30 protein-coding genes are annotated in these 26,999 nt (G+C 70.6%); 17 read left to right on the top strand and 13 right to left on the bottom strand.

Going from position 1 to position 26,999, the window contains the following annotated elements:
• Nucleotides 1-253: 253 nt before the first annotated feature.
• The 11 genes from rpmH (at nucleotide 254) to ACOKGD_RS15020 (ending at nucleotide 8,055) form a co-directional block, all read left to right on the top strand.
• Nucleotides 254-391, top strand: coding sequence for a 50S ribosomal protein L34 (rpmH, locus tag ACOKGD_RS15070; RefSeq protein ID WP_055988770.1), 138 nt, complete (start codon nucleotides 254-256; stop codon nucleotides 389-391).
• Nucleotides 330-758 carry a ribonuclease P protein component gene (gene rnpA / locus ACOKGD_RS15065; RefSeq protein ID WP_342335945.1) on the top strand — a complete coding sequence of 143 codons (429 nt, stop codon included), beginning with the start codon at nucleotides 330-332 and terminating at the stop codon, nucleotides 756-758. Before rpmH ends, rnpA begins: the two co-directional genes overlap by 62 nt.
• Entirely contained in the window at nucleotides 755-1,105 is a 351-nt protein-coding gene (gene yidD / locus ACOKGD_RS15060; RefSeq protein WP_342335943.1) for a membrane protein insertion efficiency factor YidD, read from the top strand. The genes rnpA and yidD overlap by 4 nt, the downstream gene beginning before the upstream one ends.
• A gap of 6 nt (nucleotides 1,106-1,111) precedes the next feature.
• A complete protein-coding gene (yidC, locus tag ACOKGD_RS15055) occupies nucleotides 1,112-2,167 on the top strand; it encodes a membrane protein insertase YidC (RefSeq protein ID WP_342335942.1) in 1,056 nt (351 codons plus the stop codon).
• A 44-nt stretch (nucleotides 2,168-2,211) separates the two neighbouring features.
• Nucleotides 2,212-2,703, top strand: coding sequence for a Jag family protein (locus ACOKGD_RS15050; RefSeq protein WP_342335940.1), 492 nt, complete (start codon nucleotides 2,212-2,214; stop codon nucleotides 2,701-2,703).
• Nucleotides 2,696-3,331: a 16S rRNA (guanine(527)-N(7))-methyltransferase RsmG gene (gene rsmG, locus ACOKGD_RS15045; RefSeq protein ID WP_342335939.1), complete on the top strand. Its 636-nt coding sequence runs from the start codon at nucleotides 2,696-2,698 to the stop codon at nucleotides 3,329-3,331. Before ACOKGD_RS15050 ends, rsmG begins: the two co-directional genes overlap by 8 nt.
• A 115-nt stretch (nucleotides 3,332-3,446) precedes the next feature.
• Nucleotides 3,447-4,454 (top strand): diacylglycerol/lipid kinase family protein, encoded by a 1,008-nt coding sequence (locus tag ACOKGD_RS15040; RefSeq protein ID WP_342336452.1) that lies wholly within the window; start codon nucleotides 3,447-3,449, stop codon nucleotides 4,452-4,454.
• 472 nt (nucleotides 4,455-4,926) lie between these two features.
• A complete protein-coding gene (locus ACOKGD_RS15035) occupies nucleotides 4,927-5,841 on the top strand; it encodes a ParA family protein (RefSeq protein WP_421355068.1) in 915 nt (304 codons plus the stop codon).
• Complete coding sequence (locus tag ACOKGD_RS15030; protein WP_342335937.1) at nucleotides 5,841-6,809, top strand: ParB/RepB/Spo0J family partition protein; 969 nt, start codon at nucleotides 5,841-5,843, stop codon at nucleotides 6,807-6,809. Before ACOKGD_RS15035 ends, ACOKGD_RS15030 begins: the two co-directional genes overlap by 1 nt.
• Before the next feature lie 129 nt (nucleotides 6,810-6,938).
• Nucleotides 6,939-7,796 (top strand): SDR family oxidoreductase, encoded by an 858-nt coding sequence (locus ACOKGD_RS15025; protein WP_342335936.1) that lies wholly within the window; start codon nucleotides 6,939-6,941, stop codon nucleotides 7,794-7,796.
• Between the two features lies 1 nt (nucleotide 7,797).
• Nucleotides 7,798-8,055: a DUF7218 family protein gene (locus ACOKGD_RS15020; protein ID WP_342335935.1), complete on the top strand. Its 258-nt coding sequence runs from the start codon at nucleotides 7,798-7,800 to the stop codon at nucleotides 8,053-8,055.
• A gap of 74 nt (nucleotides 8,056-8,129) precedes the next feature.
• Here the strand turns inward: ACOKGD_RS15020 and ACOKGD_RS15015 are convergent, their stop codons facing one another.
• The 3 genes from ACOKGD_RS15015 to ACOKGD_RS15005 are packed head-to-tail and all read right to left on the bottom strand — an operon-like array spanning nucleotide 8,130 to nucleotide 11,303.
• Nucleotides 8,130-9,704: a tripartite tricarboxylate transporter permease gene (locus ACOKGD_RS15015; RefSeq protein ID WP_342335934.1), complete on the bottom strand. Its 1,575-nt coding sequence runs from the start codon at nucleotides 9,702-9,704 to the stop codon at nucleotides 8,130-8,132.
• A complete protein-coding gene (locus tag ACOKGD_RS15010; RefSeq protein WP_342335932.1) occupies nucleotides 9,697-10,260 on the bottom strand; it encodes a tripartite tricarboxylate transporter TctB family protein in 564 nt (187 codons plus the stop codon). The genes ACOKGD_RS15015 and ACOKGD_RS15010 overlap by 8 nt, the downstream gene beginning before the upstream one ends.
• Nucleotides 10,257-11,303: a Bug family tripartite tricarboxylate transporter substrate binding protein gene (locus ACOKGD_RS15005; protein WP_342335931.1), complete on the bottom strand. Its 1,047-nt coding sequence runs from the start codon at nucleotides 11,301-11,303 to the stop codon at nucleotides 10,257-10,259. The genes ACOKGD_RS15010 and ACOKGD_RS15005 overlap by 4 nt, the downstream gene beginning before the upstream one ends.
• Before the next feature lie 167 nt (nucleotides 11,304-11,470).
• Between ACOKGD_RS15005 and ACOKGD_RS15000 the strand changes: the two genes are divergently transcribed.
• From ACOKGD_RS15000 to ACOKGD_RS14990, 3 genes are read left to right on the top strand one after another with little or no spacing between them, the layout of a single operon-like run.
• Nucleotides 11,471-13,075, top strand: a complete 1,605-nt coding sequence (locus ACOKGD_RS15000; protein WP_342335930.1) for a sensor histidine kinase — start codon at nucleotides 11,471-11,473, stop codon at nucleotides 13,073-13,075.
• Nucleotides 13,072-13,755, top strand: a complete 684-nt coding sequence (locus ACOKGD_RS14995; protein WP_342335929.1) for a response regulator — start codon at nucleotides 13,072-13,074, stop codon at nucleotides 13,753-13,755. The genes ACOKGD_RS15000 and ACOKGD_RS14995 overlap by 4 nt, the downstream gene beginning before the upstream one ends.
• 56 nt (nucleotides 13,756-13,811) lie before the next feature.
• Nucleotides 13,812-14,162 (top strand): tryptophan synthase subunit alpha, encoded by a 351-nt coding sequence (locus ACOKGD_RS14990; RefSeq protein WP_342335928.1) that lies wholly within the window; start codon nucleotides 13,812-13,814, stop codon nucleotides 14,160-14,162.
• Nucleotides 14,163-14,215: 53 nt separating this feature from the next.
• Here ACOKGD_RS14990 and ACOKGD_RS14985 read toward each other — a convergent pair whose 3' ends face one another.
• On the bottom strand, nucleotides 14,216-14,476 hold the full coding sequence (locus ACOKGD_RS14985; protein ID WP_342335926.1) for a hypothetical protein: 261 nt from the start codon (nucleotides 14,474-14,476) through the stop codon (nucleotides 14,216-14,218).
• A 50-nt stretch (nucleotides 14,477-14,526) separates the two neighbouring features.
• A complete protein-coding gene (locus tag ACOKGD_RS14980; protein WP_342335924.1) occupies nucleotides 14,527-15,528 on the bottom strand; it encodes a helix-turn-helix transcriptional regulator in 1,002 nt (333 codons plus the stop codon).
• A gap of 56 nt (nucleotides 15,529-15,584) precedes the next feature.
• Between ACOKGD_RS14980 and ACOKGD_RS14975 the strand changes: the two genes are divergently transcribed.
• From ACOKGD_RS14975 to ACOKGD_RS14965, 3 genes are all read left to right on the top strand, one after another.
• Nucleotides 15,585-16,781 (top strand): epoxide hydrolase family protein, encoded by a 1,197-nt coding sequence (locus ACOKGD_RS14975; protein ID WP_342335923.1) that lies wholly within the window; start codon nucleotides 15,585-15,587, stop codon nucleotides 16,779-16,781.
• Nucleotides 16,782-16,942: 161 nt separating this feature from the next.
• The gene (locus tag ACOKGD_RS14970) at nucleotides 16,943-17,278 is read left to right on the top strand and encodes an ArsR/SmtB family transcription factor (RefSeq protein WP_342335922.1); all 336 of its coding nucleotides are present in this window, start codon (nucleotides 16,943-16,945) and stop codon (nucleotides 17,276-17,278) included.
• Between the two features lie 22 nt (nucleotides 17,279-17,300).
• Nucleotides 17,301-18,275, top strand: coding sequence for an SRPBCC family protein (locus tag ACOKGD_RS14965; protein ID WP_342335921.1), 975 nt, complete (start codon nucleotides 17,301-17,303; stop codon nucleotides 18,273-18,275).
• 87 nt (nucleotides 18,276-18,362) lie between these two features.
• Here the strand turns inward: ACOKGD_RS14965 and trxA are convergent, their stop codons facing one another.
• The 8 genes from trxA to ACOKGD_RS14925 form a co-directional block, all read right to left on the bottom strand.
• Nucleotides 18,363-18,686: a thioredoxin gene (trxA, locus tag ACOKGD_RS14960; RefSeq protein ID WP_342335920.1), complete on the bottom strand. Its 324-nt coding sequence runs from the start codon at nucleotides 18,684-18,686 to the stop codon at nucleotides 18,363-18,365.
• A gap of 63 nt (nucleotides 18,687-18,749) precedes the next feature.
• A complete protein-coding gene (gene trxB, locus ACOKGD_RS14955; protein ID WP_342335919.1) occupies nucleotides 18,750-19,739 on the bottom strand; it encodes a thioredoxin-disulfide reductase in 990 nt (329 codons plus the stop codon).
• Between the two features lie 102 nt (nucleotides 19,740-19,841).
• Nucleotides 19,842-20,303, bottom strand: coding sequence for a DUF4383 domain-containing protein (locus ACOKGD_RS14950; protein WP_342335917.1), 462 nt, complete (start codon nucleotides 20,301-20,303; stop codon nucleotides 19,842-19,844).
• A 137-nt stretch (nucleotides 20,304-20,440) separates the two neighbouring features.
• Complete coding sequence (locus ACOKGD_RS14945) at nucleotides 20,441-20,575, bottom strand: MFS transporter small subunit (RefSeq protein ID WP_342335915.1); 135 nt, start codon at nucleotides 20,573-20,575, stop codon at nucleotides 20,441-20,443.
• On the bottom strand, nucleotides 20,572-21,963 hold the full coding sequence (locus ACOKGD_RS14940) for an OFA family MFS transporter (RefSeq protein ID WP_342335913.1): 1,392 nt from the start codon (nucleotides 21,961-21,963) through the stop codon (nucleotides 20,572-20,574). The genes ACOKGD_RS14945 and ACOKGD_RS14940 overlap by 4 nt, the downstream gene beginning before the upstream one ends.
• A gap of 151 nt (nucleotides 21,964-22,114) precedes the next feature.
• Nucleotides 22,115-23,710 (bottom strand): murein biosynthesis integral membrane protein MurJ, encoded by a 1,596-nt coding sequence (murJ, locus tag ACOKGD_RS14935; protein WP_342335911.1) that lies wholly within the window; start codon nucleotides 23,708-23,710, stop codon nucleotides 22,115-22,117.
• Complete coding sequence (locus ACOKGD_RS14930; RefSeq protein ID WP_342335910.1) at nucleotides 23,703-25,901, bottom strand: DUF6049 family protein; 2,199 nt, start codon at nucleotides 25,899-25,901, stop codon at nucleotides 23,703-23,705. Before ACOKGD_RS14930 ends, murJ begins: the two co-directional genes overlap by 8 nt.
• A 91-nt stretch (nucleotides 25,902-25,992) precedes the next feature.
• Nucleotides 25,993-26,958 carry a LacI family DNA-binding transcriptional regulator gene (locus ACOKGD_RS14925; RefSeq protein ID WP_342335908.1) on the bottom strand — a complete coding sequence of 322 codons (966 nt, stop codon included), beginning with the start codon at nucleotides 26,956-26,958 and terminating at the stop codon, nucleotides 25,993-25,995.
• Nucleotides 26,959-26,999 lie beyond the last annotated feature (41 nt).

Here is a 26,999-nt window from a genome sequence, read left to right as displayed (position 1 = left end):
GCTAGTCGCCGCATCGCGCAGGGGCAAACGTGCGGGGCCCGTTGGCCGGGCTTTCGGGTCAGGGCCGTGCGTGTCCCTGCCCGGTGCCGGCCCGGGCTGTGGAGATACTGTCAGGTTGTCGGCCGGTTTGCGCGAATCCCGGGCCGAGACGTAACCTAGGTCGGTTGACTTATGCCCTCTGTGGGCATTCCCGTACCATCCCATCCGTCTCCGGCAGTATCCATCCCGGTGACATCTTCTCCGGAGTGATTCCATGAGCAAGCGCACCTTCCAGCCCAACAACCGTCGTCGCGCCAAGAAGCACGGCTTCCGCGCCCGCATGCGCACGCGTGCCGGCCGCGCCATCCTGGCCGCTCGCCGCGGCAAGGGCCGCGCCGAGCTGTCGGCGTAAGCACCCTTCACCGGCATTCCGCTGGACCGTGCTCGCGCGGCCGAGACGCCTCACCCGCGGTGACGACTACAGGTTCGTCGTCCGTCGGGGCGCTCGCTGCGCGGGCGCGAGTTCGGTGACGCACGTCGTGTTGACAGCCGAACCGCGCGCCGCGCGGTTCGGCTTCATCGTGAGCAAGGCCGTCGGCAACGCGGTCGTGCGCAACACGGTGCGCAGGCGCCTCAAGGCGATCTGCGCCGAGGCGCTGCCGGATGTCCGCGAAGGTGCCGATGTGGTGATCCGGGCGCTTCCGTCCTCCGCGACGGCGACGTATCAGGATCTGCGCGCAGAAGTGACGCGCTGTCTCGCCCGACGGGCCGCTCGATGAGCGTGCTGCCCGCCTCGGCGTTCGGGACAGCGCGCTTTTCTGTATCCGACGCCGCTCCCGCGATCCCGCTGCTGCCGCGGAACGCGGGCATCGCGCTGCTGCACGGCTACCGCGCCGTGATCTCCCCGCTGTACGGCGACGTGTGCCGCTACTACCCGTCCTGCTCGGCCTACGCCGTGACGGCGGTTCAGCAGCATGGCCTCGTCAAGGGCTCCGCGCTCACCGCCGCGCGCATCGCCCGCTGCCACCCCTGGGCGGCCGGTGGACAGGACGACGTCCGTCCGCACCGCGCCTTCCGCTACGACCTCACTCCCCACGGCTTCGTCGTGCCCGCTCGAAAGGACTGATCCCTCGTGGATTTCTTCGGAACGATCCTCTGGCCCCTGAAGTGGGCGGTGGAGGCCATCCTCGTCGCCTGGCACTGGCTGCTCACCACCATCGGCCTGCCCGCCGCCGGCGGCATCACGTGGATGCTCTCGATCCTCGGCGTTGTGCTCGTTGTGCGCGGTGCGCTCGTGCCGCTGTTCGTGCGCCAGATCAAGAGCCAGCGCGCCATGATGGAGCTCGCTCCTGAGATCCGCAAGATCCAGGATCGGTACAAGGGCAAGCGCGACCAGCTCTCTCGCGAGGCCATGAGCCGCGAGACCATGGACCTGTACAAGAAGCACGGCTCCAGCCCGCTGAGCGGCTGCTGGCCGCTGCTGGTGCAGATGCCCATCTTCTTCTCGATGTACTACACGCTCTCGGACGTGAAGAAGCACGCCGATGCGGGCACCGGCGGCGTCGGCCTGCTGAACGCCGAGCTGACCAAGCAGTTCAACGACGCGAAGCTGTTCGAGATCGCGCCGTTCCACCAGACGCTCGGCGACGCGTGGAGCAACGGCCAGACCGCCACGATCGTCATCCTCGTTGTGCTCGTCATCCTGATGATCGCGTCGCAGTTCTACACGCAGCTGCAGATCATCTCGAAGAACCTCTCCCCCGAGGCCAAGACCGGCCAGGCGTACCAGATGCAGAAGGTGATGCTCTACATCCTTCCGCTGGGCTTCATCTTCTCGGGTGTCTTCTTCCCGCTCGGCGTCGTCCTGTACTGGTTCTTCTCCAACATCTGGACGATGGCCCAGCAGTTCATCGTCATCCGCGAGATGCCGACCCCGGGGTCCGAGGCCGCCAAGGCCCGTGAGGAGCGCCTGGCGCGCAAGGGCAAGGCGCTCGACTCAAAGGGCAAGATCGTGCCGATGGCGGTGTACGAGGCCGAGCAGCAGCGCCTCCTCGAGGAGAACGAGAAGCGCAAGGCGCAGCAGCCCAAGCGCCAGCAGCCCATGGGCAAGCAGCGTGCGAAGAAGCAGGGCCAGCGCCCGCAGGACGGCCAGCCCGGTCAGGGCGACGCCGGGACCCCCGCCAAGTAAGCGCCTCTGATCAGGCATTTCCTGGAACCCGCGAGGATACGAACATGAGCACCACTCCCGTCACGGCCGAGGCCCCGACGCAGTCCGAGCTCGAGGCCGAGGGCGACGTCGCCGCCGACTACGTCGAAGGCCTGCTGGACATCGCCGACATCGACGGCGACCTGACCCTCGACGTCAAGCAGGGCCGGGCGTACGTCTCGGTCGAGTCGGAGGACGAGTCGCTCGGCGTGCTGGCCGACCCCGACACCGTGCAGGCCCTGCAGGAGCTCGCCCGGCTGGCCGTGCAGGCCAAGACGGGCCGCTTCTCGCGGCTCATCCTGGACGTCGACGGATCGCGCGACGCCCGCCAGCGCCAGCTCGAGAAGCTGGTCGACGCCGCGGTGGCGCGCCTCGACGAGGGCGCATCGCAGGCCTCGCTGCCGGCCATGTCGAGCTACGAGCGCAAGCTCATCCACGACATCGCGGCCGATCGCGGCCTCGTGTCGGAGTCGTACGGTGACGGCGCCGACCGCCACACCGTGATCCGTCGTGGCTGACCTCGAGGTCGAGCCCGCGGTCGCGTCGGAGATCTTCGGCGACCGGATCGACCTCGCCCGCCGGTTCACGGCGGCGCTCGCCGAGCATGGCGAGGAGCGCGGCCTCATCGGGCCCCTGGAGGCGCCCCGCCTGTGGACGCGGCACATCCTGAACAGCGCCATCGCCGCTCCCCTGTTCCCGGCCGGCGGCCTCGTCGGCGACGTGGGTTCGGGAGCCGGCCTGCCCGGGCTGGTGCTCGCGATCGCCCGCCCCGACGTGCGGTGGGTGCTCATCGAGCCGATGGAGCGCCGCGTCGCGTGGCTCGAGGAGCAGGTCGCATCGCTTGGTCTCGACAACGTCGTGGTCGAGCGCGCCCGCGCCGAGGAGGCCGGTCGATACGAGGGAGTCCTCGATGCGGTGACCGCCCGCGCTGTGAGCGCGCTGCGGACGCTGCTGCCCTGGACCGCTCCCCTGGTGCGGGATGGCGGCGAGCTGATCCTGCTCAAGGGCACCGGCGCCCCGGCCGAGATCGAGGCGGCTGCCAAGGCGATCCGGAAGTACAAGCTGTCGGACGTGCGCGTCGAGGTGCTCGGAGAGGGTGTGCTCGCCGAGGAGACCCGCGTCGTGAGGGCGATCGTCCGCGGTTGACTTCGCGCTGTCGATCGAGGCCCCATGTTTCACGTGAAACATGGGGCCTTTGCTCATGCTGGCGAGCGGCGATGTTTCACGTGAAACATCACCGCGATACCGTGGTCGGGTGGAGATGCGGCGAATCGGCCTGGTGGTGAACCCCACGGCCGGTGGGGGCCTGGGGAAGGACGTGGGCGCGCGATTCGCGAGAGCCGCGACGGACGTCGGATTGGCTGTGGTCGGGCTCTCGGCGCTGAGTGCCGACGTGGCGCTCGAGAACGTGCGGCGCGAGCTTCCCCGGCTCGACGCCCTTGTTGTCATCGGCGGCGATGGGATGGTTCACCTGGGTGTGCAGGCCGCCGCGCTCACCGAGGTGCCGCTGGGCGTCATCCCCGTCGGAACCGGCAACGACTTCGCCGCGGCGACACGCATACCGACCGATTCGGAGGCCGCATCCGACGCGCTGCTGCGACGTCTGGTGGACGGCATCGAGCCGCGGGTGATCGATCTGCTGCGCGTCGAAGGCGACGGAGTCGCCGGTGAGGGCCCGCTGCGCTGGGTCGCGGGCGCGGTGTCTGCGGGGCTGGACGCCGCGGTCAACGCGCGTGCCAACCGCATGCGGTTTCCCCGCGGGTCGTCGAAGTACGTCTGGGCCGCCATCCGCGAGATCCTCTCGTACCGGGCGTGGGGCTACCGGCTGCAGGTCGACGGCGCGATCGTCAGCCCCTCGCAGCACGTCGAACTTGAGCAGTTCCCCGGGATGCTCGTGACGGCCGGAGACTCCGCGGGCGAGTGCGCGCTGACGTGGGAGAACCGTGGCGCGCTGGCGACGGCGGCCAACGCGTCGACCATCGGCGGAGGCATCAGAGTGGCGCCCAATGCGCGGATCGACGATGGCGTGCTCGAGCTCGTCATCGCGCGGGATGTGGGTGCGCTCACCGCCGCGCGTCTGTTCCCGATGATGCTGATGGGCACGCACCTTCGTTCCACGCAGCTCCGGGCGATCACGGCCAAAGCGGTGTCGATCTCGCCGGCGGACGACGCCACGCACCGACCGGACGTCTACGGGGACGGCGAATACATCGGCACCCTTCCGGTGCGGGTCGAGTTGGTGCCCCGGGCGCTCCGTCTCCTCGCCTGATCGCGCCGCTGCGCCGTTTCACGTGAAACGGCACAGGACGGGTGGGGCGCAGCCGGAACGGTCGCGGGCTGGGTGATGGGGTGACGTGCGAGCGGGGCTTCGTGCGGACGACCGATTGGGTGTCGACGGGAGGGGCGGTCGGTGAGTGGGCACGCGCCCGCTTGCGTCGCGTTTCACGTGAAACATGGGCACTAGTTCGGGCAGAGCGCCCCACTCCCCGCGGCCCGGCAACCGAGGAGTGGATGTTTCACGTGAAACATCCGTTTGCGTCGCGTAACCGAACGCCTTTGGGTAGCGGGGGCGTGGAAGAGCGCGCGGGTACGAGCCCGCCTGCGCCCGATTCGCACCGCCGCGGCACCCGGGCGATGGATGTTTCACGTGAAACGGGCGACGCACTGGGCGACACGCGGTGGTGTCGGTGTCGGCGGTTAGAGTGGGTAGACCCCCCGCCCCGAAGGGAAGAGTGTTTCACGTGAAACAGTCCGAGACGGCGTCGTTCTCATTGCCCGACGACACTCCTCTCGCTCGTGAGCTGGCCGATCTCTCGGCTCGGCGCCGCGCGCTGGCCGATGTGAAGGTCGAGTTCCCCGGTCGAACCCGGATCCTCACGATCTCGAATCAGAAGGGCGGCGTGGGCAAGACGACCACCACGGTCAACACCGCCGCCGCCATCGCCTCGCTCGGCGGACGGGTGCTCGTCATCGACCTCGATCCGCAGGGCAACGCGTCCACGGCGCTGGGTATCCCCCACAGCGGCGACGTGCCGAGCATCTACGACGTGCTGATCGACGGCTTCCCCATCTCCGACGTTGTGCAGGTGAGTCCCGAGTCGCCGAATCTTTTCTGCGCGCCGAGCAACATCCACCTCGCCGGGGCCGAGATCGAGCTCGTCACCCAGGTGGCCCGCGAGCAGCGGCTCAAGACCGCCATCGACGAGTTCCTCGCCGCCCAGGAGACGCCCTTCGACTTCATCCTGATCGACTGCCCGCCGTCTCTCGGGCTGCTGACGATCAACGCGTTCACGGCCGCGCAGGAGGTCTTCCTGCCGATCCAGTGCGAGTACTACGCGCTCGAGGGCCTCAGCCAGCTGCTCGGCAACGTGAAGATGATCCAGAAGCACCTGAACCCGAAGCTGCATCTGTCGACCATTCTGCTCACGATGTACGACGGTCGCACCAAGCTCGCCCAGCAGGTCGCGGATGAGGTGCGCAGTCACTTCACGGCGGAGGTGCTGGACACCATGATCCCCCGATCAGTGAGAATTTCCGAGGCTCCGAGCTTCGGACAGACGGTCATCGCGTACGACGGAAACTCGGCCGGGGCCATCGCATATCGCGAGGCCGCCGTCGAGATCGTGCGGCGCGGAAACAACGGAGAGGAAGCCTGATGGCGGCGAAGCGAACAGGTCTGGGACGTGGCATCGGCGCGCTCATCCCCACGGCGGAGTCGGGTGAGGCTCGACCCGTCGACGTGTTCTTCCCCGGCGCTCCGAAGGCGGCGCCGGTCGAGGCGCCCGTGGCGGACTCGGCCGAGCAGCTGCTCGCCGTGCCGGGCGCGCGGCTGATCCACGTCGATCCTCACAAGATCGTCCCGAACCCGCGCCAGCCGCGCACGCACTTCAACCCGGAAGATCTCGCCGAGCTGGTGCACAGCGTCCGCGAGTTCGGGGTGCTGCAGCCGGTGGTGGTGCGCGACAAGGGCGACGGCACCTACGAGCTCATCATGGGCGAGCGCCGCACCCGTGCGTCGCGCGAGGCCGGGCTCACCGAGATCCCCGCGGTGGTGCGCGACACGGCCGACGAGGACCTGCTGCGCGATGCGCTGCTCGAGAACCTGCACCGCTCCGAGCTGAACCCTCTCGAAGAGGCGTCGGCGTACCAGCAGCTGCTGGAGGACTTCGGCACAACGCAGGAGGAGCTGGCACGCCGTATCGGGCGCTCACGGCCCCAGATCAGCAACACGATCCGGCTGCTCCGCCTCCCGGTGCCCGTGCAGCAGCGCGTCGCGGCCGGGGTGCTGAGCGCCGGTCACGCGCGGGCGATCCTGTCGCTTGTCGACGCCGACGCGATGCAGAAGCTCGCCGACAAGATCGTGAACGAGGATCTCTCGGTGCGCGCCGCCGAGGCCGCCGCGAAGACCGTCACGTCCGAGTCCGCGCCGAAGACCCCGAAGCCGAAGGCCGGCGCCCGCCGCGCGTTCCTCAACGACGTGTCGGAGAAGCTCGGCGACCGTCTCAACACCAAGGTCAAGATCGACCTCACGTCGCGCAAGGGTCAGATCAAGATCGACTTCGCGACGATCCAGGACCTCAACCGCATCCTCTCGGAGCTGGGCGAAGAGGGCTACGGCGACTGAGCCGCCGTCGATCAGGGGCCGATGTTTCACGTGAAACATCGGCCCCTTCGTCGTTCCCCCTCTTGCCTTGAACGGCGCGCGCCTGTCAAGGGGGTGGGCCCCGGCCCGCTCCCTTCGTAGCGTCGAAGCATGACCGACACGCATCAGTTCCCCGAACAGGAGCAGCCGAGCCAGCCCGGCCTCACCGACCCCATGGAGCCGACGCCGGATCATGGCGAGAACAGCTGGGTCGGCCGAGGCCGACTCAAGGGCCGGAAGGCCCTGATCACCGGCGGAGACTCCGGAATCGGGCGCGCGGTCGCGATCGCCTACGCCCGTGAGGGCGCCGATGTCGCGATCGTGTACCTCCCCGAGGAGGAGCGCGACGCCCAGGACACCCAGCGGTACATCGAAGAGGCCGGCCGGAAGGCGGTGCTCTTCCCCGCCGACCTCACCGACGAGCAGGCCTGCATCGACGTCGTGGCGCAGGCACGCGAGCAGCTCGGCGGCCTCGACATCCTCATTCCGAACGCGGCTTACCAGCGCCAGCGCGACGGCGTGAAGGATCTGCAGGTCTCGGAGATCGAGAAGACCTTCCGCACGAACCTGGTCTCGACGCTGGTGCTCGCCCGCGAGGCGCTGCCGCACCTGTCGGAGGGCGCGTCGATCATCGTCACCGCGTCGATCCAGGCGTCGGCCCCCTCCCCCGGCCTGCTCGACTACGCGATGACCAAGGCCGCCCTGGTGGCCTTCACGCAGGCTCTCGCGGAGGACCTGGGCCCCAAGGGCATCCGGGTCAACGCAGTCGCTCCTGGGCCGATCTGGACCCCGCTGATCCCCGCAACCGGCTTCCCCGCCGAGAAGGTGCAGGACTTCGGGGCCGACACGCCCCTCGGGCGCGCGGGCCAGCCGAGCGAACTCGCCGGCGCGTATGTCTACCTCGCCAGCGAAGAGGCCTCGTACACGTCGGGCGCGGTGCTCCCCGTCACGGGTGGCAAGGGCTTCTGACATGCCGAACCGCAGCATCAAGGACGAGGAGCTGTACGAGAAGCTCCGCGACGAGGGCAACTCGAAGGAGAAGTCGGCGCGCATCGCGAACGCCGCGGCCCGCGACGGCCGGGGTGCTGTGGGCGAACGCGGCGGCGCGTCCGAGGACTACGAGGACCGCACTGTCGACGAACTGCGCGGGCGGGCGAAGGAGCTGGGCATCGAGGGGTACTCCGGTCTGAAGAAGGCCGAGCTCATCGACAAGCTCCGCAACCACTGAGCACAACAACGAACGGGCCAGACCTGAGGGGGTCTGGCCCGTTTCGTGTGTCTGCGGCCGGAGGCGGGTGTCGCTCAGCGCCCCATTTCGCGGGCGACCTCCTCCTCGACCGTCCGGATCGCGGTCGTGTCGACATCGGGGATCTCCGCCTCGTAGCGCGCCTGGCGGCGCTTCAGCCACACACCGCCGGCGATCAGGAGCGCGAGGGTGGCGTAGATCACGATCGACGCGGGGCTCTGCACCAGGTAGAGCGGATCGCCCTGGCTGATCGCCATCGACTTGCGCAGCTGCTCCTCGGCCATCGGGCCGAGGATCGAGCCCACCACCATCGGCGCGACGGGGAAGCCGTGGCGCCGCATGAAGAACCCGATGACGCCGAGCACCAGCAGCACGCCGATGTCGAACACCGTGAAGTTCGCGGCGTAGGCGCCCAGCCCGGCGAAGACCAGGATCCCCGCGTACAGGTAGGGCCGCGGGATCCGGAGCACCTTCGCCCACATGCCCACGAGCGGCAGGTTGAGGATGATCAGCACCACGTTGCCGATGTACAGGCTCGCGATGAGGGCCCACACCAGCGCCGGCTGATTCTGGAACAGCAGCGGCCCCGGCTGGATGCCGTAGGTCTGGAACGCCGAGATGATGATCGCCGCCGTCGCGGTGGTCGGAAGACCGAGGGTGAGAAGCGGCACCAGGACGCCCGCGGCGGCCGCGTTGTTGGCCGCCTCCGGCCCGGCGACGCCCTCGATCGCGCCCTTGCCGAACTGGCGGCGGTAGGGCTCGCGCGCGAGCTTCTTCTCGGCCGCGTACGAGAGGAACGTGGCCACGTCGGCGCCACCGGCCGGGATCGATCCGATCGGGAATCCGATGAACGTGCCGCGCAGCCACGGCTTCCACGACCGCTTCCAGTCGCTCTTCTTCATCCAGGTGCGCCAGCTGCCCGTCACGGGGATGATCGGCAGGGCGCCGTGTCGCATGCGCGAACCGACATACAGCGCCTCCCCCAGCGCGAACAGGCCGACCGCGATGAGCACCACGTCGATCCCGTCGCCGAGGTTCGGCACGCCGAACGTGAAACGCGCCTGCCCGGTGAGCGTGTCGGTGCCCACAAGGCCGAGGAACAGTCCCACTGAGAGGGACACCAGCCCGCGCATCGGCGAGCTGCCCATCAGCGCGCCCACCGTGAGGAACGCGACGATCATCAGCGCGAAGTAGTCGGCGGGGCCCAGGGTGATCGCGAAGTCGGCGATGAACGGGGCGAACAGGGTGAGCAGGGCCGTGGCGATCGTGCCCGCGATGAAGGATCCGATCGCGGCCGTCGCGAGGGCCGCGGTGGCGCGCCCCATCCGGGCCATCCTGTTGCCCTCCAAGGCGGTGACGATCGACGCCGATTCGCCTGGGGTGTTCAAGAGGATCGAGGTGGTCGATCCGCCGTACATGCCGCCGTAGTAGATGCCGGCGAACATGATGATGGCGCTGGTCACGTCGAGCGTGTAGGTCAGCGGCAGCAGCAGCGCCACGGTCATGGCGGGCCCGATGCCGGGCAGCACGCCCACCGCGGTGCCGAGCAGCACGCCGATGAACGCGTAGAGCAGGTACTGGGGCTGCAGGGCGGTGGCGAAGCCGTCCATCAGCAGCTGCAGGCTATCCACCGAACACCTCCGGGAGGACGTCGCCGAACGGCGGGAGAGACAGCCCGAGCAGGCTGCCGAACACGATCTGGGTGAGGATGCCGAGGCCGGCCCCGAGCAGCAGCGCCTTCCACCACGAACCGGCGCCGAGTGCCAGGGAGGCACCCGTGAACAGGACGGTGACCGCGACGGGCCAGCCCAGGAGCGGGATCACCACGATGAGAGACGAGAAGGCGAGGCAGACGAGGATCACCGTCCGCCACGACGTGGGGGCGTCCGGATCGATGTCCTCCCCCTCGTCAGGGGCGCCGACGTCGCCGCGGAGGACCGCGATCAGCGCACCGAGCGAGGCGAGCAGCATCAGCCCGTTCACGGCGTAGGGAACCACCCGCGCGCCGAGCACGTTCGAGGATCCGGCCGGCTCGCGGATGAAGCCCGTCATCACGAGCGCGAGGATCGAGAACGCGAGGATCACGCCGATGAAGACGAGCTCGCCGATCCGGCGCCCGCGCAGCGCCCGGGAACCCGGGGAGGCGATGACCTCCCCGGGGCGGGTGATGGGGGCGGGCTCGGTCATTCGATGAGCCCGATGGTGCGCAGGGTGTCCTGTGTTGTGGAGATGTCGCTCTCGAGGAAGGAGGTGAACTCGTCGCCCGTGAGGAACGCGTCGGTCCAGCCCTTGGTCTCGAGGGTGGTGGTCCACGCCTCGCTCTCGTGCAGCTGCGTGACGAGGTCCTCGAGTGCGGCGGCCTCGGCGTCCTCCAGGTCGCCGGGGGCGAGCAGACCGCGCCAGTTGGTGAGCGTGATGTCGATGCCCTCGTCGGACAGCGTGGGCACGTCGGGCAGCAGCTCGGCCGGCACGTCCGACGAGACGGCCAGCGCCTTGAGCTTGCCCGCCTTGATCTGCTCGGCGAACTCGCCGACGCCCGAGATGCCCGCGTCGACCTGGCCGCCGAGCAGCATCGTCAGCGCCTCGCCACCGCCGGAGTTGGCGATGTAGTTCAGGCTGTCCGGCACGTCGGCCGACTCGATGCCCGCGTCGGTGAGCAGCATGCCCGCGAGGATGTGGTCGATGCCGCCCGCCGATCCGCCGGTGACGGCCATGTCGGCCCCGGCCTCGGTCCAGGCCTCGACGAAGTCGCCGATGGTGTCGTACTCGCTGTCCGGCGGGACGACGACGATGAGGGGCTCCTCCGTGAGCTTCGCGATCGGGGTCATGTCCTCGATCCGCACCTCTGAGGCGTTGGTCTCGACCGCGCCGACCATCACGCTGCCGGTGATCATCAGCGTGTTCGGGTCGGTCTCTGTCTTGAGCGACGCGAGGCCGACGGTGCCGCCGGCGCCGCCGATGTTGGAGACCGGGGCCGACTTGACGAGCTTCGCGTCGGTGAGCGCCTGCGCGAAGGCCCGCGCCGTCTGGTCCCAGCCGCCGCCCGGATCGGCGGGGGCGATGACCTCGACGGCGTCGACCGCGGCCGGGGCGGCGTCGCCTCCCCCATCACCGGACGAGTCCTGCCCGGTGCCGCCCGCGCAGGCGGTCAGGCCGAGGGCGACGATGCCGACGGCGGCACCGGTGGCGAGGCGCAGGCGGGGGCGTGCGCGGAAGATGTGCTGTGTCATGGGCTCCTCCTCGAGCTCGACAGGCCGCGGCGGCGTCGCCACGGGCTGTCCGGAGCGTACGTACCGGGCGCGTGCCGCCGTGGCTTGTGGTCGCATTGGAAGGTTTCGTTCATTTCGGTCCCTCCCCCGCCGTAGGGCCCGCCCGGGCGCCGACCTACGATGAAGCGGTGGTGAAGGCGATGACGCTCCGCACGCAGCTGGTGCTGCTGCAGGTCGTCATCGTGCTCGCGATCGTGGTGACCGTGGGGCTCGCGGCGATGTGGATGCAGGAGCGCCAGATCCGCGAGGCCTCGCAGGACCGGATGATCGCGGTCGCCCAGTCGGTGGCCCAGCTGCCGACCATCGTCGAGGCGTATGACGATCCCGATCCGGCGTCGGTCATCCAGCCGATCGCCGAGCTCATCCGCGAGTCGTCCGACGTGGCCTATGTCGTCGTCACCGACCGCGAGGGCATCCGGTACTCGCACCCGAATCCCGATCGGATCGGCGAGGTGGTCTCGACCGATCCGAGCGTCCCGCTCTCGGGCAAGACCTATGTCGGCACCCAGACCGGCACGCTGGGCGAGTCGTGGCGCGTGAAGGTGCCCGTCTTCGACGCGGACGGCGAGGTCATGGGGCAGGTGTCGGTCGGCATCCTGTGGACGGAGCTGCGCGCCGACTTCGCGGCCGACATGACGGGCTTCGGCATCGCGGTCGGCGTCGCCACCGTGATCGGGGTGGTGGCGGCCGCGGTGGTCGCCGGGATGGTGCGGCGCCGGATCTACGGGCTCGAGCCCGAGGAGATCCGCGGCATGCTCGAGACGCGCGAGGCGACACTGCACGGCATCCGGGAGGGCCTCATCGCCTTCGACGACCAGGGGCGCGTCTCGCTGTGCAACGACGCGGCCGCGCGGCTGCTGGGCCTCGGCTCCCCCGCCGAGGCGTCGGGCATCGCGGCCGCCGACCTGCTCGACGACGACCTCGCGGGGCTCGTCGACCAGGTGCGCGTCGAGGGACAGGAGGCCCCCCAGCGGCTGGTCCTGGGCGGCGAGCGGGTGCTCGTGGCCCGCGCCACCCCCGTGCGGGTCGACGGACGCCACGTGGGCGTCGCGGTGATCCTGATGGACCGGACCGAGCTCGACGACGCGCTGCAGCAGCTGGCGGGCGCCCAGAGCCTCGCGGAGGGCCTGCGCGCCCAGCAGCACGAGTTCGCGAACACGCTGCACACGCTCGGCGGCCTGATCGAGCTGGACGAGACCGATGCGGCGATCCGCGTGATCGAGCGCTCGGGCGACGGCGGGGCGATCACGCGCCTCGATGCGCATCCGCTCGACCCGCACGCGGGCATCCACGACATCGAGCTCGCCGCTCTGCTGCTGGCCAAACGCGCGAGGGCCCGCGAGCTCGGGGTGCTGCTGACCGTGAGCGAGGACAGCCTGCTCGCCGCCGACGCCGGCGGCGACGCCGACCTCGTCACGGTGGTCGGCAACCTGCTCGACAACGCGATCGACGCGGCTGGCCGCGGCGGACGTGTGCAGCTGCGGCTGATCGGGGATGCGACGGGGGTGCGGATCACCGTGGACGACGACGGCCCCGGCGTCCCGGCCGGTGCCGACGTCTTCGCCCTCGGGTTCTCGACCAAGGGCGGGACCGTGCAGCGCGGCTACGGCCTCACCCTCGTGGCGCGCATCGTCGAGCGGCTGGGCGGGTCGGTCGCCGTGGCCGACTCCCCCGCCGGCGGCGCGCGATTCGTTGTGGAGCTTCCCGCGCGGACGCGGGCGGTGCGGGCATGAGCCGCCTGCGCGCGCTGATCGTCGAGGACGACTTCGCCGTCGCGCACGTGACCCGCGGGTTCGTCGAGCGGCACCCGCGCTACGAGGTGGTGGGCGTCGCGTCGACCGGGGCCGAGGCGCTGCGGGCGCTGGCCGAGCTGGAACCCGACGTCATGCTGCTCGACGTGTACCTGCCGGACATGTCGGGCATCTCGGTGCTGGGCCGGGCCCGCGTCGCCGGATCGCGCGTCGAGGTGATCGCCGTCACCGCGGCGCGCGACCTCGAGACCGTGCGCGTCGCCCGCGCGCACGGCGTGCACCACTACCTGGTCAAGCCCTTCCCCATGCAGGCGCTGCACGAGCGGCTCGACGACGTCTGGCGCGCGCATGAGCGCGATGCCGCGCTGTCGGGCGGTGCGGATCTCGACCAGACCGCGGTCGATGCCCTGATGCGCCGCGACGCGCTGGCGTCGGCCAGCCAGCGGAAGGGCGTCTCGCCGCTGACGCTCGAGCGCGTGGCGTCGGCGCTCGAGGATCGCGCCGACCCGGTCTCGGCCGCCGAGCTGGGCGAGCAGCTCGGCATCTCCCGCGTGAGCGCTCGCCGCTACCTCGAGCGCCTCGTCGAGGCCGGCCTCGCCGCCCGGGAGCCGCGCTACGGCCAGGCGGGGCGGCCGGAGCTGATGTACTCGGCCCGACGGTGAGCGCCACCCGCGTCTCTCACGGCCTCTCCCCCGCGGACCGCGCGTAGCCTGGATGGGTGAGTGATCCCGCCTTCCTGCCCCACCGCCGCGCGAGCGTCGAGGTGCTGCGCGCCGAGGCGGCCGAGGAGCTCGCGGCGCTGGTGCACGAGCGGCTGCGGGGCGGCGAGGACCCGTGGGAGTTCATGGAGGACCTGCCCACGGTCGACGAGCTCGTCGTCTTCACCCTGCGCGCCGAGCACATCGAGGCCGACGGCGGGCTGCGCCCCACCCATGCCCGCAATCAGCGCCTGCTGCGCCTCATCGCCCAGGAGTACCCCGAGCTGACGAAGGCGGTCTGGCGCCTGATCGGCCAGGAGAACACCCACCGCCGCTGGGATGCCGTGGTGCGCGTGAGCGACCCGCGCTGATCCGGATCCCGGTCCGGCGCTCTCGCGGCGTCAGCGGCCGCGGCTCGTCGAGATCAGCGCGCCGCCGTTGCCCGGCCGCACGTGCCACACCGTGCCGCTGCCCGCGACGCTCTGCGCGCCGACAGCGACCCGCGCTGCGCGACGTGCACGTCGATGGAGGCATCGATGAGGCCGATGCCTTCCCCGACCTCGAGTTCGCGGCCCGGCTCGTCCGGATCCTCCGGGCAGACGGGCATCCCTCCCACTCGGGTGCCGCCGCCGAGGGCGCGGCGTGCGGCGACCATGGCGCCGGCCGAGACGCCCAGGTAGGGCACGCCGTCACCGCAAGCGTAGGGTCCGCCTGCCGCGGGGCCCCGGTCCGGATCTATCCGTCGTGACTCGCTTGCGCGGCAACTGGCGCATCCTTACGCGGCGTGCTTGCTGCGGTGTATCGCCGGGCGAGCGTCTGAATCGCCTCGGTCAGCTCCGCCGGGCCGTCGACGGTGAAGTCCTCGTCGAGCAGGGCGAGGTACACGGCGACCGTCATGGGGTGATCGGCGCCGGTGATCAGGACGCAGCGATTGCCGTCGATCGCCTCGACGAGGCCGACCGAGGGATCGATCTTCTCGGCGACGATGGTCGCCGGCGCGTGCACCGATACGCGGGCTCTGAACCGCCACCCCGCCGAGGCGACGCCCCGCAGCACGTAGGCCGAGACGTCGTCGGCGGGCAGGCTCCGGGGCTCGAACCGTCGCCGGGTCGGCTGGCGCAGGGCCATGCGGTCAACGCGGAAGCTGCGCCAGTCGTCGCGCTCGAGGTCGAATGCCACCAGGTACCAGCGGCGGCCCCAGCTGACGAGCCGGTACGGCTCGACTCGTCGAAGCGAGGCCTCGCCCTGGAACGGCGTGTACTCGAACCTCAGCCACTCGGCGCGCTGCACGGCCTGGGCGATCGTGGCGAGCGTCGGGGCCTCGACGCTCGGTCCACGGTCGGGGGTCTGCGGTGCCGTCGCCACGGTCATCGCGTTCACCTGCTCGGCCAGCTGGCGTGGCAGCACGTGCTCGAGCTTGGCGAGGGCCCGGGCCGCGCTCGCGTCGATGTCGGCGACGGCATTCGAGGCGACCTGGTGCAGCGCGATGGCGACGGCGATCCCCTCATCGTCGTCGAGCATCAGCGGCGGCAGGTCGGTGGCGCGGTCGAGACGGTAGCCGCCCGCTCGTCCGCTCGTGGCGTCGATGACATAGCCGAGCTCGCGCAGGCGGCGGATATCCGAGCGGATCGTGCGGGTGGAGACATCCATGCGGACGGCGAGTTCCGTCGCCGACCAATCGGATCGCTGTCGCAGCAGCGCGAGCACCTGCAGCACACGGGTCGCGGTCTGTTTCACGGATGCCCCCCGATCTGCGGAAGCTAATGTTCCGCATTCATTCCTACCGTAGCGGCATGACGAACAACGAGCCGATCACCGGCATCCCCCAGACCACCGTCCCGACTGCCGAGCCGAGCGACCTCGAGGTCAGCCCGTTCACCTTCTCGATCCCCGCCGCGGATCTCGACGACCTGCGCGACCGTCTCGCCCGCACGAGGTACACGACCGAGGTTCCGGGCGGCGACCCCGCGTACGGGGCGAGCCTCACCAAGGTGCGCGAGATGGCCGAGTACTGGCGTGACGAGTTCGACTGGCGCGCGGTCGAGGCGCGCCTCGCCGCGTTCCCGCACTTCACGACGACCATCGACGGGCAGCCGATCCACTTCCTGCACGTGCGCTCTGCCGAGTCGAACGCCCTCCCGATCGTGCTCACGCACGGCTGGCCGGGGTCGTTCGCCGAGTTCGTCGACATGATCGGCCCCCTCGTCGACCCGGTCGCGCACGGCGGCCGCGCGGAGGACGCCTTCCACGTCGTGGTGCCGAGCTTCCCGGGTTACGCCTTCAGCGGGCCGGTCACCGAGGCCGGCTGGGGGTCGGCCCGCGTCGCGGCGGCGTGGGACACCCTCATGAAGCGACTCGGCTACACGCGGTACGGCGCGCACGGCGGCGACGGCGGAGCGTTCGTCGGTCGGGAACTCGGAATCCTCGCGCCCGACGGGCTGGTCGGCACCCACGTGCTGCAGCTGTTCTCCTTTCCGAGCGGCGACCCGGCCGAGTTCGAGCAGCTCGGCCCGAAGGACTTCGAGGCGCTGGAGATCCTGAAGAACTTCGGCGAGATCTCGGCGTTCGCGTCGCTGCAGTCGACCAGGCCGCAGACGCTCGCCCACGCCCTCGCCGACTCTCCGGTAGGGCAGCTCGCCTGGAATGAGTTGATGGCGACGTTCGACCGGCCGACAGCGCTCAGCCGTGACCAGATCCTCACCCACGTGTCGCTGTACTGGTTCACCAACACCGCGGGGTCATCGGCGCGCCAGTACAAGGAGGACGCACGATTCAACGCGGGCGAGGGCGTCGGCGCGCGCATCAACCACGCGCCGACAGGAGTGTCGATCTTCAAGAACGACTTCCGGTCGATCCGCGTGTTCGCCGAGCGCGACAACGATCAGATCGTGTTCTGGAAGGAGCACGAGGTCGGCGGTCACTTCGCCGCGATGGAGGTGCCCGAGGTGCTCGTCGACGACCTGCGCGAGTTCTTCCGCCCCCTGCGATGACCGGATGTCACGGCACGGCCGCACTCCCGAGTGCGGCCGTGCCGTCCGCGTTCTTCGGCGAGGCCCAGCTCGTGCCCGGGCCCGGACAGGATCCGAGGCACCGCGCGCTTTCCGAGATCCCCCTGTTGACAGCGCCTCCCGATGCGCTATCGTACAACCAAATGGTTGTACGAACTGAGCTCACCGACGACGAGATCGACCGGATCTTCCGGGCCCTCGCCGATGCGACGCGCCGCGACATCCTGCGCCGGACCCTCGAGGGCGAGGCCACGGTGTCGCAGCTCGCCGCCGCCTACGACATGTCCTTCGCGGCGGTGCAGAAGCACGTCGCGGTGCTGGAAGGAGCGGGGCTCGTGACCAAGCACCCGCAGGGCCGCGAACGCATCGTCCGCGGTGATCCCGAGCGGATCAGGCGCGCTCAGGCGCTGCTCGACCGCTTCGAGCAGATCTGGCGGGGCCGTGTGGCCCGGCTCGACGAGCTGCTCACCGAAGACTGACCGAACTCACGAAAGGCACATCATGCCCCTCACCTCTGTCGAGAAGGACCTCGACGCCCTGACGATGACCATCACGGCCGACTTCCCGGTGCCGGTGCGCCGGCTCTGGGACGCCTACGTCGATCCGCGCCAGATCGAGCGCTTCTGGGGCCCGCCCGAGTGGCCCGCCACCTTCACTCGCCACGACGTGTTCGAGGGCGGCGAGTCGCACTACGTCATGACCGGCCCCGACGGGTCGCGCTCGGGCGGCATGTGGACGTTCCAGTCGGTCGACGAGGGCCGCTCGTTCGTCGTGCGCGACGGCTTCGCCCGCGAGGACGGCACCCTCAACACCGACCTGCCCACGATGCTCATGACCTTCGGGTTCGAGGAGACCGACGGCGGCTCGCGCCTTGTGACCGTCACGAGCTTTCCCTCGCTCGAGGCGCTCGAGCAGCTCGTCGAGATGGGCATGGAGGAGGGCACGAAGGCCGCCATGAGCCAGATCGACGCCGTGCTCGAGGACCTGCGCTCGTTCGCCGCCGACCTTCCCGTGGCCGCCCAGCTCGTCGGCGACACGCAGGTGCGGGTCAGCCGCGTCATCCGCGGCACGCTCGACCAGGTGTGGCAGGCGCACCACGACCCCGAGCTCATGAAGCGCTGGCTCAAGGGCCCCGACGGCTGGGTCATGACGGTCGCCGACCCCGCACCCGCCGTGGGCGGGCGCTTCCGCCAGGAGTGGACGCGGGAGGACGGATCCGACGGGTTCGGCTTCGAGGGCGAGCTGCTCGAGTCGCAGCCGCCGCACCGCGAGGTGACCACCGAGGCGATGATCGGCATGCCGGGAGACCCCTCGCGCAACGAGCTCACGCTCACCCCCGTGGAGGGCGGAACGCTGCTCACCCTGGTGATCACGTACCCCAGCGCCGAGGTGCGCGAGATGGTGCTCGCCACCGGCATGACCGACGGCATGGAGACCAGCTACGCCCGGCTCGAGGACCTGGTGCTGGTGGGCTGATCCTGGACCGGACAGCACCGCGCTGATCCCCTCAGAACGACGGATGCCCCGGTCCGAAGACCGGGGCATCCGTGCGTGAGCGCCGAGTTACTTGAGGAACTCGGCCAGATCCTGCTCGAGGGCGAACTTCGGCTTGGCGCCGATGATCGTGGTGGCGACCTCGCCGCCCGAGAAGACCTTCATCGCCGGGATCGACGTGATCTGGTACTTCATCGCCAGATCCGGGTTCTCGTCGACGTTGAGCTTGAGGATCGTGATCTTGTCCGGGTTCTCGGCCTGGATCTCGTCGAGAACCGGGGAGACCATCCGACACGGACCGCACCACGCGGCCCAGAAGTCGACGAGGACGGGGCCCTCGGCCTGGAGGACGTCCTGCTCGAACGTGGCCGAGGTGGTGGCCTTCGCGGTCATGATTGCTCCTTCAGTGGAAGTCTTGTGATGAGGGGAACGCGCGGGGCGGCCGGAATATTCCGGTCAGACCGCCGTCTCGATGAGCGCGTCCTGGTCGAGCTGGTCCGAGGTCACCGCGGGGGCGCCGGCGTCGCCGCGGGCGGCGAGGTAGTGCTCGGCGTCGAGGGCCGCGACCGTGCCGGAGGCGGCGGCCGTGACGGCCTGGCGGTAGTGCGGGTCGATGACGTCGCCGGCGGCGAAGACACCCGCCACCGAGGTGCGCGACGAGCGGCCGTCGACGGCGATCGTGCCCTCCTCGGTGAGCTCGAGCTTGTTGTGGACGAGGTGCGTGCGCGGGTCGTTGCCGATCGCGATGAACAGGCCCTCGAGCGCCAGATCGCGCTTCTCGCCCGTGACCGTGTCGTTCAGCGTGACGCCGGTGACGGCGCCGCCGCCCAGGACGTCGACGACCTCGGCGTTCCACACGAACTCGATCTTCGGGTTCGCGAACGCGCGCTCCTGCATGATCTTCGACGCCTTGAGGGTGTCGCGGCGGTGGATCACGTAGACCTTGGAGGCGAACTTCGTGAGGAAGGTGGCCTCCTCCATCGCCGAGTCGCCGCCGCCGACGACCGCGATCTCCTTCTCGCGGAAGAAGAAGCCGTCGCACGTGGCGCACCACGAGACGCCGTAGCCGGAGAGACGGTCCTCACCCGGCAGTCCGAGCTTGCGGTAGGCGGATCCGGTCGCGAAGATCACGGATTCGGCCTCTTCGGTCTTGCCGCTGCCGAGGGCGACCTTCTTGATGTCGCCGGACAGATCCAGCTCGGTCACGTCGTCGTACGCGATCTCGGCGCCGAACTTCTCGGCCTGCTCCTGCATCTTCGCCATGAGGTCGGGACCCATGATCCCCTCGGGGAACCCGGGGAAGTTCTCGACCTCGGTGGTGTTCATCAGCTCACCGCCGACCTCGACCGAGCTCGCGACGACGAGCGGCTTCAGATTCGCGCGCGCCGCGTAGATGGCTGCGGTGAATCCGGCCGGTCCCGATCCGATGATGATGAGCTGTCGCACGAGCGTCCTCCTAGGTTCGACTGCCTCAACACATGGTACGTCCGGCCTATTCCATAGATCAACGTCTATGGAATAGGCCGGACGTGTAGTGCGGGGTGCCGGTCAGACGGTACGGGCGTCGCGGACGCGACGGCCCAGCAGCACACCCAGCGCGATCATCGCGACGGCGAGGACGAAGTGCAGCCAGTTGTCGGCCGTGTTCAGCGGCACGAAGTTGGCCTGGTGGTCGTGCGGCACAACGAGGCCGTAGATCCACAGCACGGCGTAGACCGCGCCACCCCAGATGAGGTAGTTGCGCGAACCCGAGAACGAGCGGGCGGCCAGCAGGCCGACGATCGCGTAGAGGAGGTGGACGATGTTGTGCAGGATCGAGACCTGGAAGATGCCGAGCAGCATCGCGCCCGACTCGTGGCCGGCGAACTGCAGCGACTCGATGTTCGAGGTCAGCCCCGGGATGAATCCACCCAGGCCGACGATGAAGAAGACGATGCCGAAGACGAGTGCCGTCTTCTGGACGGGGGTCTCCGCGTATCGGCCGGTACCCCGCGTGGTTGCGGTGCTCATGGTGTGCCTCTCTCTCCATCGCGGCTCCTCCGCGACGGAATACCAGAGAACCAGCGACCTCGAAACGGAAATAGAGGCTTGACGCCGAGTGGGGAAAGGTGCGTGACGCCCCCTTCCCCACTGGATGGCGCCCCGGATCAGCCCGTGAACAGGGGCGTGACCGAGGTGATCGTCATCACCAGGCCGTAGACGAGCGGGACGCCCACGATCAGCCACGAGACCACCAGACGCACCGTCTGCGATCCGGATCCTGTCGCCTTCTGCTCGCTCACTTGGCCACCTCCTGCGCGGCGGGGGCCGCCGCGGCGGCCTCATGGAATCGGGAGGCCACCGGGCGCACCAGGAGGTTCGCCACGAAGCCGACGGCCAGCACGCCGACCATCGTCAGCAGCGCCGGCTGGTAGTCGCTCGCGACCAGCTCGCCGGGCTTGCCCTGCGCGTCGAGGAACCCGTTGATGATCAGCGGGCCGGCGATGCCCGCCGCCGACCACGCCGTGAGCAGGCGGCCGTGGATCGCCCCCACCTGGAACGTGCCGAACAGGTCGCGCAGATACGCCGGGACGGTGGCGAAGCCGCCGCCGTAGAACGAGATGATCACCGCCGCCAGCGCGACGAACAGCAGTGTGCTGGAGGCACCGGCCAGGGCGAGCAGCGTGTAGAGGACCATGCCGACGCCGAGGTAGATCATGTAGATCGGCTTGCGACCGGTGTAGTCGCTGGTGGTCGACCAGACGAAGCGCCCCGCCATGTTGAACAGCGACAGCAGCGCGACAAAACCGGCCGCCGTGGTCCCCACGACAAGCGAGGTCTCGCCGGTGCGGAAGAAGTCCTGGATCATCGGGCTCGCCTGCTCGAGGATGCCGATCCCCGCCGTCACGTTGCAGAACAGCACGACCCAGAGCAGCCAGAACTGCGGCGTCTTGATGGCGTTGGCGGCCGACACGTTCGCGGTGGTCACCAGCGCCTTCGTCTTCACCGACGCCGGGTCCCACCCCGGCGGCTTCCATCCCGGTGCGGGCGTGCGCACGTTGAAGACCCCGAGCATCATCACCGCGAAGTAGACCAGGCCGAGGGTGAGGAACAGTCTCGCCACGGCGCCGCCGGAGGCCACCGAGGTCGAGTCGGACGGGGTGTAGGCCGGGTCGTACAGCGCCAGCAGCTGACGCGAGACCGGGGAGGCGACGAGGGCGCCGCCGCCGAAGCCCATGATGGCCATGCCGGTCGCGAGGCCCGGGCGATCCGGGAACCACTTGATCAGCGTCGACACCGGCGAGATGTAGCCGATGCCCAGCCCGATGCCGCCGATGAACCCGTAGCCGAGGTAGACCAGCCACAGCTGCGACGTCGCGATGCCCAGCGCACCGACGAGGAAGCCCGCCGCCCAGAAGCAGGCCGAGGTGAACATCGACTTGCGGGGCCCGACCTTCTCGACCCAGGTGCCGAGCACCGCCGCCGACACCCCGAGCATAACGATGGCGATCGAGAAGATGATCCCGATCGCCGTCAGCGAGGTGTCGAAATGGGCGACCAGCGCGCTCTTGTAGACGCTCGTGGCGTACGCCTGCCCGATGCACAGGTGGATCGCCAGTGCCGCCGGGGGGATGAGCCACCGGCTGTATCCGGGTGGCGCGATGGTGTGCTGCTTGTCGAGGAACGACACAAGTACTCCCTTGTACTCGAGTGGCCTGACGCCTCCCCCGCGCCGGGCCGCGATGCCCGTGACGCTATCGGCGCTCCTCGGCGCCCGGCAATGGGGCGGGGATGCCCGCGCTCCCGGTGGATGGGATGCGCGGCGCCGCGGGCGACGGGTGTCAGCGCCCGATGAGGCGACGAACGAGCGCCGTGGCGGTGCTCAGCTCGGGGGCGCGGAAGACCGCGAGGATCGCCACGTAGACCGCCGCGGCGACGGCGCCGATGACGCAGACCCCGAGGGCGCCCTGCAGCATGCCCGCCGTCATCCAGCCGGCGTCGGCACCGGACCAGAGGTACACGCCCCAGCCGGCGGCCGCCGCGGGGATCGCTGCGAAGGTGAAGCGGGCGAGCGCCCAGACGTTGGTGCCCATGTCGAGCGCCCCGAGGCGTCGGTGCAGCAGCCAGGACGCCAGGATCACCTGCGCCAGGCTCGAGATCGACTGGGTCGTCGCGACGGCGGCGGCCAGCAGATCCTGCGGCACGACCAGCGGCATGATCACCGCGAGCGAGATCGCGATGGCGGCCTGGAACACCGTGAACAGGAACGGGGTGCGGGTGTCGCCGTAGGCGTAGAAGGTGCGCTGCACGATGAACTGCACCGCGAGCGGCACCAGCCCCAGCAGGAACCCGATGAGCACCGGCGCGAGCGCGACCGCCTGCGCGGGGCTGTTGGTCACCAGACGCGCCGCGGGGACGGCGGCCACCATCACCGCCGCCGCGCCGATCACCACGAGGAGCCCGAGCGTGCGGATCGCCCGGCCGATGTCGGCACGCACCTCGTCGTCGCGCCCGGCCGCCGCGTGCTCGCTGAGCTGCGTGAAGTAGGGCGTACCGATCGACATCACGATGATCGAGTACGGGAGCATGAAGATCAGCCAGGCGAAGCCCCACGCGGCCGTCGAGGCGTTCTCGCCCGAGGCGCCGGAGAGCACGACCTGCTGCACGCTCGAGACGCCCAGCCCGACGAGCAGCATGCCGATCGTCCAGCTCGAGAGGTTGCGGATCTCGCCGAGGCCCATGCCCCGCCAGCGGAAGTCGAGCCGCAGGCGCAGGCCCGTGCTCCGCCAGAAGCCGAGCAGCACCGCCGTCTGGACGGCGATCCCGAGGGTGGTGAGCCCGCCGAAGAGGGCCACCATGCCCGGATCCCACTGATCGAGCCGGCTGCGCTCGCCGCCGAAGAGCCAGATGAACCCCAGGAATCCGATGATCGTGACGACGTTGTTCGCGATCGGCGCCCACGCGTACGGCCCGAAGACGCGGCGCGCGTTGAGCGTCTCGCCCACCAGGGCGAACATCCCGTAGAAGAAGACCTGCGGGAGGCACCAGAGGGCGAAGGCCGTCGACAGGGCATGCTGCTCGGGCGTGAACTTCGCCGCGAACAGCGTCACCAGCAGCGGCGCGCACAGCATCGACAGCGCGGTGACTCCCAGCAGCAGGACGGTCGCCAGCGTGAAGAGCTTCGAGAGGTACGCCTGACCGCCGTCCTCGTGGTTGCTCCACTTCACGACCTGCGGCACGATCACCGCGGTCAGCACACCCGCCGAGATCACCTGGAAGACGTAGTTCGGCAGCTGGTTCGCCGTGGCGAAGGCGTCGGCCGCCTGACCGAACGAGCCCACGGCGAGCACGAGGACGGTCGCGCGCAGCAGCCCCGTCACGCGCGACACCAGGGTGCCGGCGGCGATCATCGCGCTTGCGCGCCCGAGGCTAGCCATGGGTGTCTCCCTCGGTGGGGGCGTCCGGTGATCCGGATCCGCCAGAATCTGCTGCTTCGGGGGCGTCGAGACCGCGTTCGGTGGCGGATTCGTCGCCGGACGCGGCGGGCTTGCGGCGGCGCAGGACGGTGCGGACGATGCCGGTGCCGATGAGGCCCACGATCAGCGCGCCGAGGATGACGACGCCGATCGTCTCCCACTCGGCGCGGACGTTGACCTCGACGGTCTGCACGGGGCCGATGATCTCGCCGCCGGGGCCGATGAGCGTGAGCTCGATGTCGACGTTGCCGCTGCCGACGCGGGCCTCGACCGGCACCTGCACGGCGGTGCTGCTGCGCGGCTGGGCGATCACCTGCGTGGTGTCGGCAATGTCGAGACGCGGATCGGAGGTCTTCGCGCGAAGCGTGACGGTCACCGGCCAGGGCAGGTCGTTGCGCACCCACACCGGGAGGTCGGTGTTGGCCGCCAGCAGGTTCACGGGCGCGGGCTCCTGGATCCCGACCGCCGTGCCGCGCTTGCCGGTGCGCTCGGCGAAGCCCGCGGCGACCTCGGCCCAGGCGGCGGGCTGGGCGGCCCATCCCGCACCCAGGGCCTGCAGGGCCTCGGCGCGGACGATGCCGGTGAGCACGGCCGGGTTCTCGAGCGCGGTGGCGATCGTGGCGACGTGCTCCTCGCCCGCGGGGATCGACTGGGCGAAGGCCACGCGCTCGGCGTCGGGCGCGCTCTCGACCGGGGTGATGGTCGCGGGGGCGGCGGCCATCAGCTCGTCGAGATGCAGGGGGTCGATCACCGAGCTCAGCCCGATGACGTCGACCGCGGCGCTCAGGCGCGCCTCGAGGTCGGCCGGGGGCACGTCGACGGCCTCGGGATCGCCCGGGAAGGGGGCCGTGGTGAGGCCCCGGTCGAGCGCCACCATAACGGGAGCCGTTCCGGCGTCCCGGCCCGCGAACCACAGCTCGGCGGTGGCGGTCGCGGTGGCGGCGGCGCGCTCCTGCTCGGTCGCGGCGGTCACGACGGCCCCGAGGGCATCGGAGGCGCCGTCGTCGTAGACGAGCGCCGCGGCGCCGCCCGCGGTCGCGGCGGATCCGGGCACGGTCTTCCCCGCGGCGCCCTCGGTCGTGGCATCCGAGGGCGTGAGGACAACGGCCTCGGGGTCGCTCGCACCGAGGGCGTCGAACACGGCGGTCGAGGCCTGCCCGGGGGCGGGCCAGTAGAGCGAGGGCGTCGCCTCGCCGATCTCGAGCAGGGCCGCCAGGTCGAGTGCCGACGCGTCGTCGTCGACGGCGGCGGGCGACTCGGTCGGGCTGGGCGACGGGGTCGGCGTGGGCTCGGGCGCGGCGGCGTAGCCCTCGAGCGACAGGGGCTGAAGCAGCGCGGGCAGGCCCGCCTGCACCTGCGCGGCCACATCGGCGTCGCCGAACTGCAGAGCGAAGCGGTCGTTCGAGAGCAGCATGAGGTCGTCGAGCCACTCGACGGCGCTGAGCGGGGCGTCCTCCCCGAGCACCCGGATCGCCGCCGGGATCGCGGGGTCGACGGCGAGGATCGCCGAGGTCGCCGAGGCGGCGTCGAGCTGAGCGGTCAGGATGCCCTCGGGCGCGGTGAGCGCGGCCAGCTGATCGGCGCTGAGCAGACCGGATGCCGTCGCGGGCGCGGTGATGGGCATCACCAGCGCCACGGGCTCGGGGGCGTCGGAGAAGACGACCACCGTCTGCGCCGAGATCTCGCCGTACTGCGCTCGCAGCGGGTAGACGCCGGGCCCGAGGCCCTGCAGGGCGTCGTTGTCGGCCGGGATCGTGATGCCCACGGAGTCGGACTGGCCGGGCGCCACGTCGGCGGCCGCGCCGACGCCGACCGACGTGAGCGGGAGATCCGGATCGGTGCCCGCCAGCCACGAGCGCAGCGCCGTGCGGTCGGCGAGGGGCTGCGTGCCGAGCTGCAGGACGGTGTTCGCGCCGTCGAGCACCTCGGTGCCGGGGTTGTCGATCGTGATGGTCGCCATCAGGGATGCGCCCGAGTGGACGACGCCGCGTGTGCTCGCCACGACGGTCAGCTGCGGCTCGGCCTCCTCGTCGGCTGCGGCGGCGTGAGCCGGCGTCGCGCACGACAGCCCCACGAGCACGGCGAAGGCCGCAGCGGGGAGCGGGGCGAGGAGGCGGCGCAGCGCCTGGCCCCGGGGGAGGTCCGTCGTCATGGTGTGAGGGGTGTCCCCGGGGCGCCGGACTGGCGCGCCGTGGATCCCCTCGATTGTACGGAGGTGGCTGGGGATCCCCCGGATGGCTCGCTCAGGCGCTCTCGCGGAGGACGAGGCGGGTCGGGATCACCGTGCGCGGCGCGACCGGGTCGCCGGAGATGCGGGCGAGCAGCAGATCGACGGCGGTGGCCGCGAGGGCGTCGAAGTCCTGGGCGACGGTCGTGAGCGGCGGCTGGTAGTCGGCGGCGTCGACCACGTCGTCGAACCCGACAACGGCCACGTCGGTGCGCCCTGCCTCGCGCACGGCGCGCAGCAGGCCGAGCGCCATCTGGTCGTTCGCGGCGAAGACGGCCGTGACGGCGGCCTCCCCCGCTAGCCGCGCCCCTCGGTCGTGGCCCGAGCGGGCGGTCCAGTCGCCGCGCAGCGGATCCGGCGCGGGGCGCTCGCCCAGGGCGTCACGCCAGCCGCGCTCGCGCTCGTCCGCGGCGAAGGATCCGGCCGGGCCGGCGAGGTGGTGGACGGTCGTATGCCCCGCCGCGAGGAGGTGCCGGACGGCGGCGGCCGCTCCCCCGGCGTGGTCGGATTCGAGGGCGATGACGTCCTCGCCCGGTGCGGCATCGACCGCGACGAGCGGGAACGGGGTCGGGCCCGCGGCCTGCACGCTCGGGGTGGCCTCGTTCAGCGCGATGGCGCCGTCGACGCCGTGGTCGGTGAGGTTCGCCAGCGCCGCGCGGGCGGCCTGCGGGGTGTCGTCGGCGAGGGTCACCACCAGCACGGCGTGGTCGTGACCGGCGCCGGCGGCGACCACGGCCTCGAGCATGCGCGCGTTGCCGACCGACCCGAGGGTGCGCACCAGCACGCCGATGGTGCGGGTGCGTCCCGTGCGCAGGGCGCGCGCGGCGCGGTTCGGGCGGTAGCCCAGCTGCGCCATGACCGCCTCGACCCGGGCGCGGGTCTCGGGGTCGACGCGCTCGGATCCGTTGGCCACGCGCGACACCGTCTGCCCGGAGACTCCGGCCAGGTGCGCGACGTCCGCCGCCGACACGCTGCGTGCCATGGGCCACCCGCTTTCGTTGCTGGATCCTGTCGACTCGTTCT

It is taken from the genome of Microbacterium phosphatis (assembly GCF_049177115.1).
GTDB classification, from domain to species: domain Bacteria; phylum Actinomycetota; class Actinomycetes; order Actinomycetales; family Microbacteriaceae; genus Microbacterium; species Microbacterium phosphatis.
This window is presented reverse-complemented; position numbering and strand designations above follow the sequence as displayed.

What these genes read in the sequence shown, in the direction of transcription:
- rpmH (WP_055988770.1), top strand. Translation starts at nt 254, where the DNA reads ATGAGCAAGCGCACCTTCCAGCCCAACAACCGTCGTCGCGCCAAGAAG.
- yidD (WP_342335943.1), top strand. Translation starts at nt 755, where the DNA reads ATGAGCGTGCTGCCCGCCTCGGCGTTCGGGACAGCGCGCTTTTCTGTA.
- ACOKGD_RS15050 (WP_342335940.1), top strand. Translation starts at nt 2,212, where the DNA reads ATGAGCACCACTCCCGTCACGGCCGAGGCCCCGACGCAGTCCGAGCTC.
- ACOKGD_RS15040 (WP_342336452.1), top strand. Translation starts at nt 3,447, where the DNA reads ATGCGGCGAATCGGCCTGGTGGTGAACCCCACGGCCGGTGGGGGCCTG.
- ACOKGD_RS15030 (WP_342335937.1), top strand. Translation starts at nt 5,841, where the DNA reads ATGGCGGCGAAGCGAACAGGTCTGGGACGTGGCATCGGCGCGCTCATC.
- ACOKGD_RS15025 (WP_342335936.1), top strand. Translation starts at nt 6,939, where the DNA reads ATGACCGACACGCATCAGTTCCCCGAACAGGAGCAGCCGAGCCAGCCC.
- ACOKGD_RS15020 (WP_342335935.1), top strand. Translation starts at nt 7,798, where the DNA reads ATGCCGAACCGCAGCATCAAGGACGAGGAGCTGTACGAGAAGCTCCGC.
- ACOKGD_RS15010 (WP_342335932.1), bottom strand. Translation starts at nt 10,260, where the DNA reads ATGACCGAGCCCGCCCCCATCACCCGCCCCGGGGAGGTCATCGCCTCC.
- ACOKGD_RS15005 (WP_342335931.1), bottom strand. Translation starts at nt 11,303, where the DNA reads ATGACACAGCACATCTTCCGCGCACGCCCCCGCCTGCGCCTCGCCACC.
- ACOKGD_RS14995 (WP_342335929.1), top strand. Translation starts at nt 13,072, where the DNA reads ATGAGCCGCCTGCGCGCGCTGATCGTCGAGGACGACTTCGCCGTCGCG.
- ACOKGD_RS14975 (WP_342335923.1), top strand. Translation starts at nt 15,585, where the DNA reads ATGACGAACAACGAGCCGATCACCGGCATCCCCCAGACCACCGTCCCG.
- ACOKGD_RS14970 (WP_342335922.1), top strand. Translation starts at nt 16,943, where the DNA reads ATGGTTGTACGAACTGAGCTCACCGACGACGAGATCGACCGGATCTTC.
- ACOKGD_RS14965 (WP_342335921.1), top strand. Translation starts at nt 17,301, where the DNA reads ATGCCCCTCACCTCTGTCGAGAAGGACCTCGACGCCCTGACGATGACC.
- trxA (WP_342335920.1), bottom strand. Translation starts at nt 18,686, where the DNA reads ATGACCGCGAAGGCCACCACCTCGGCCACGTTCGAGCAGGACGTCCTC.
- ACOKGD_RS14950 (WP_342335917.1), bottom strand. Translation starts at nt 20,303, where the DNA reads ATGAGCACCGCAACCACGCGGGGTACCGGCCGATACGCGGAGACCCCC.
- murJ (WP_342335911.1), bottom strand. Translation starts at nt 23,710, where the DNA reads ATGGCTAGCCTCGGGCGCGCAAGCGCGATGATCGCCGCCGGCACCCTG.
- ACOKGD_RS14930 (WP_342335910.1), bottom strand. Translation starts at nt 25,901, where the DNA reads ATGACGACGGACCTCCCCCGGGGCCAGGCGCTGCGCCGCCTCCTCGCC.
- ACOKGD_RS14925 (WP_342335908.1), bottom strand. Translation starts at nt 26,958, where the DNA reads ATGGCACGCAGCGTGTCGGCGGCGGACGTCGCGCACCTGGCCGGAGTC.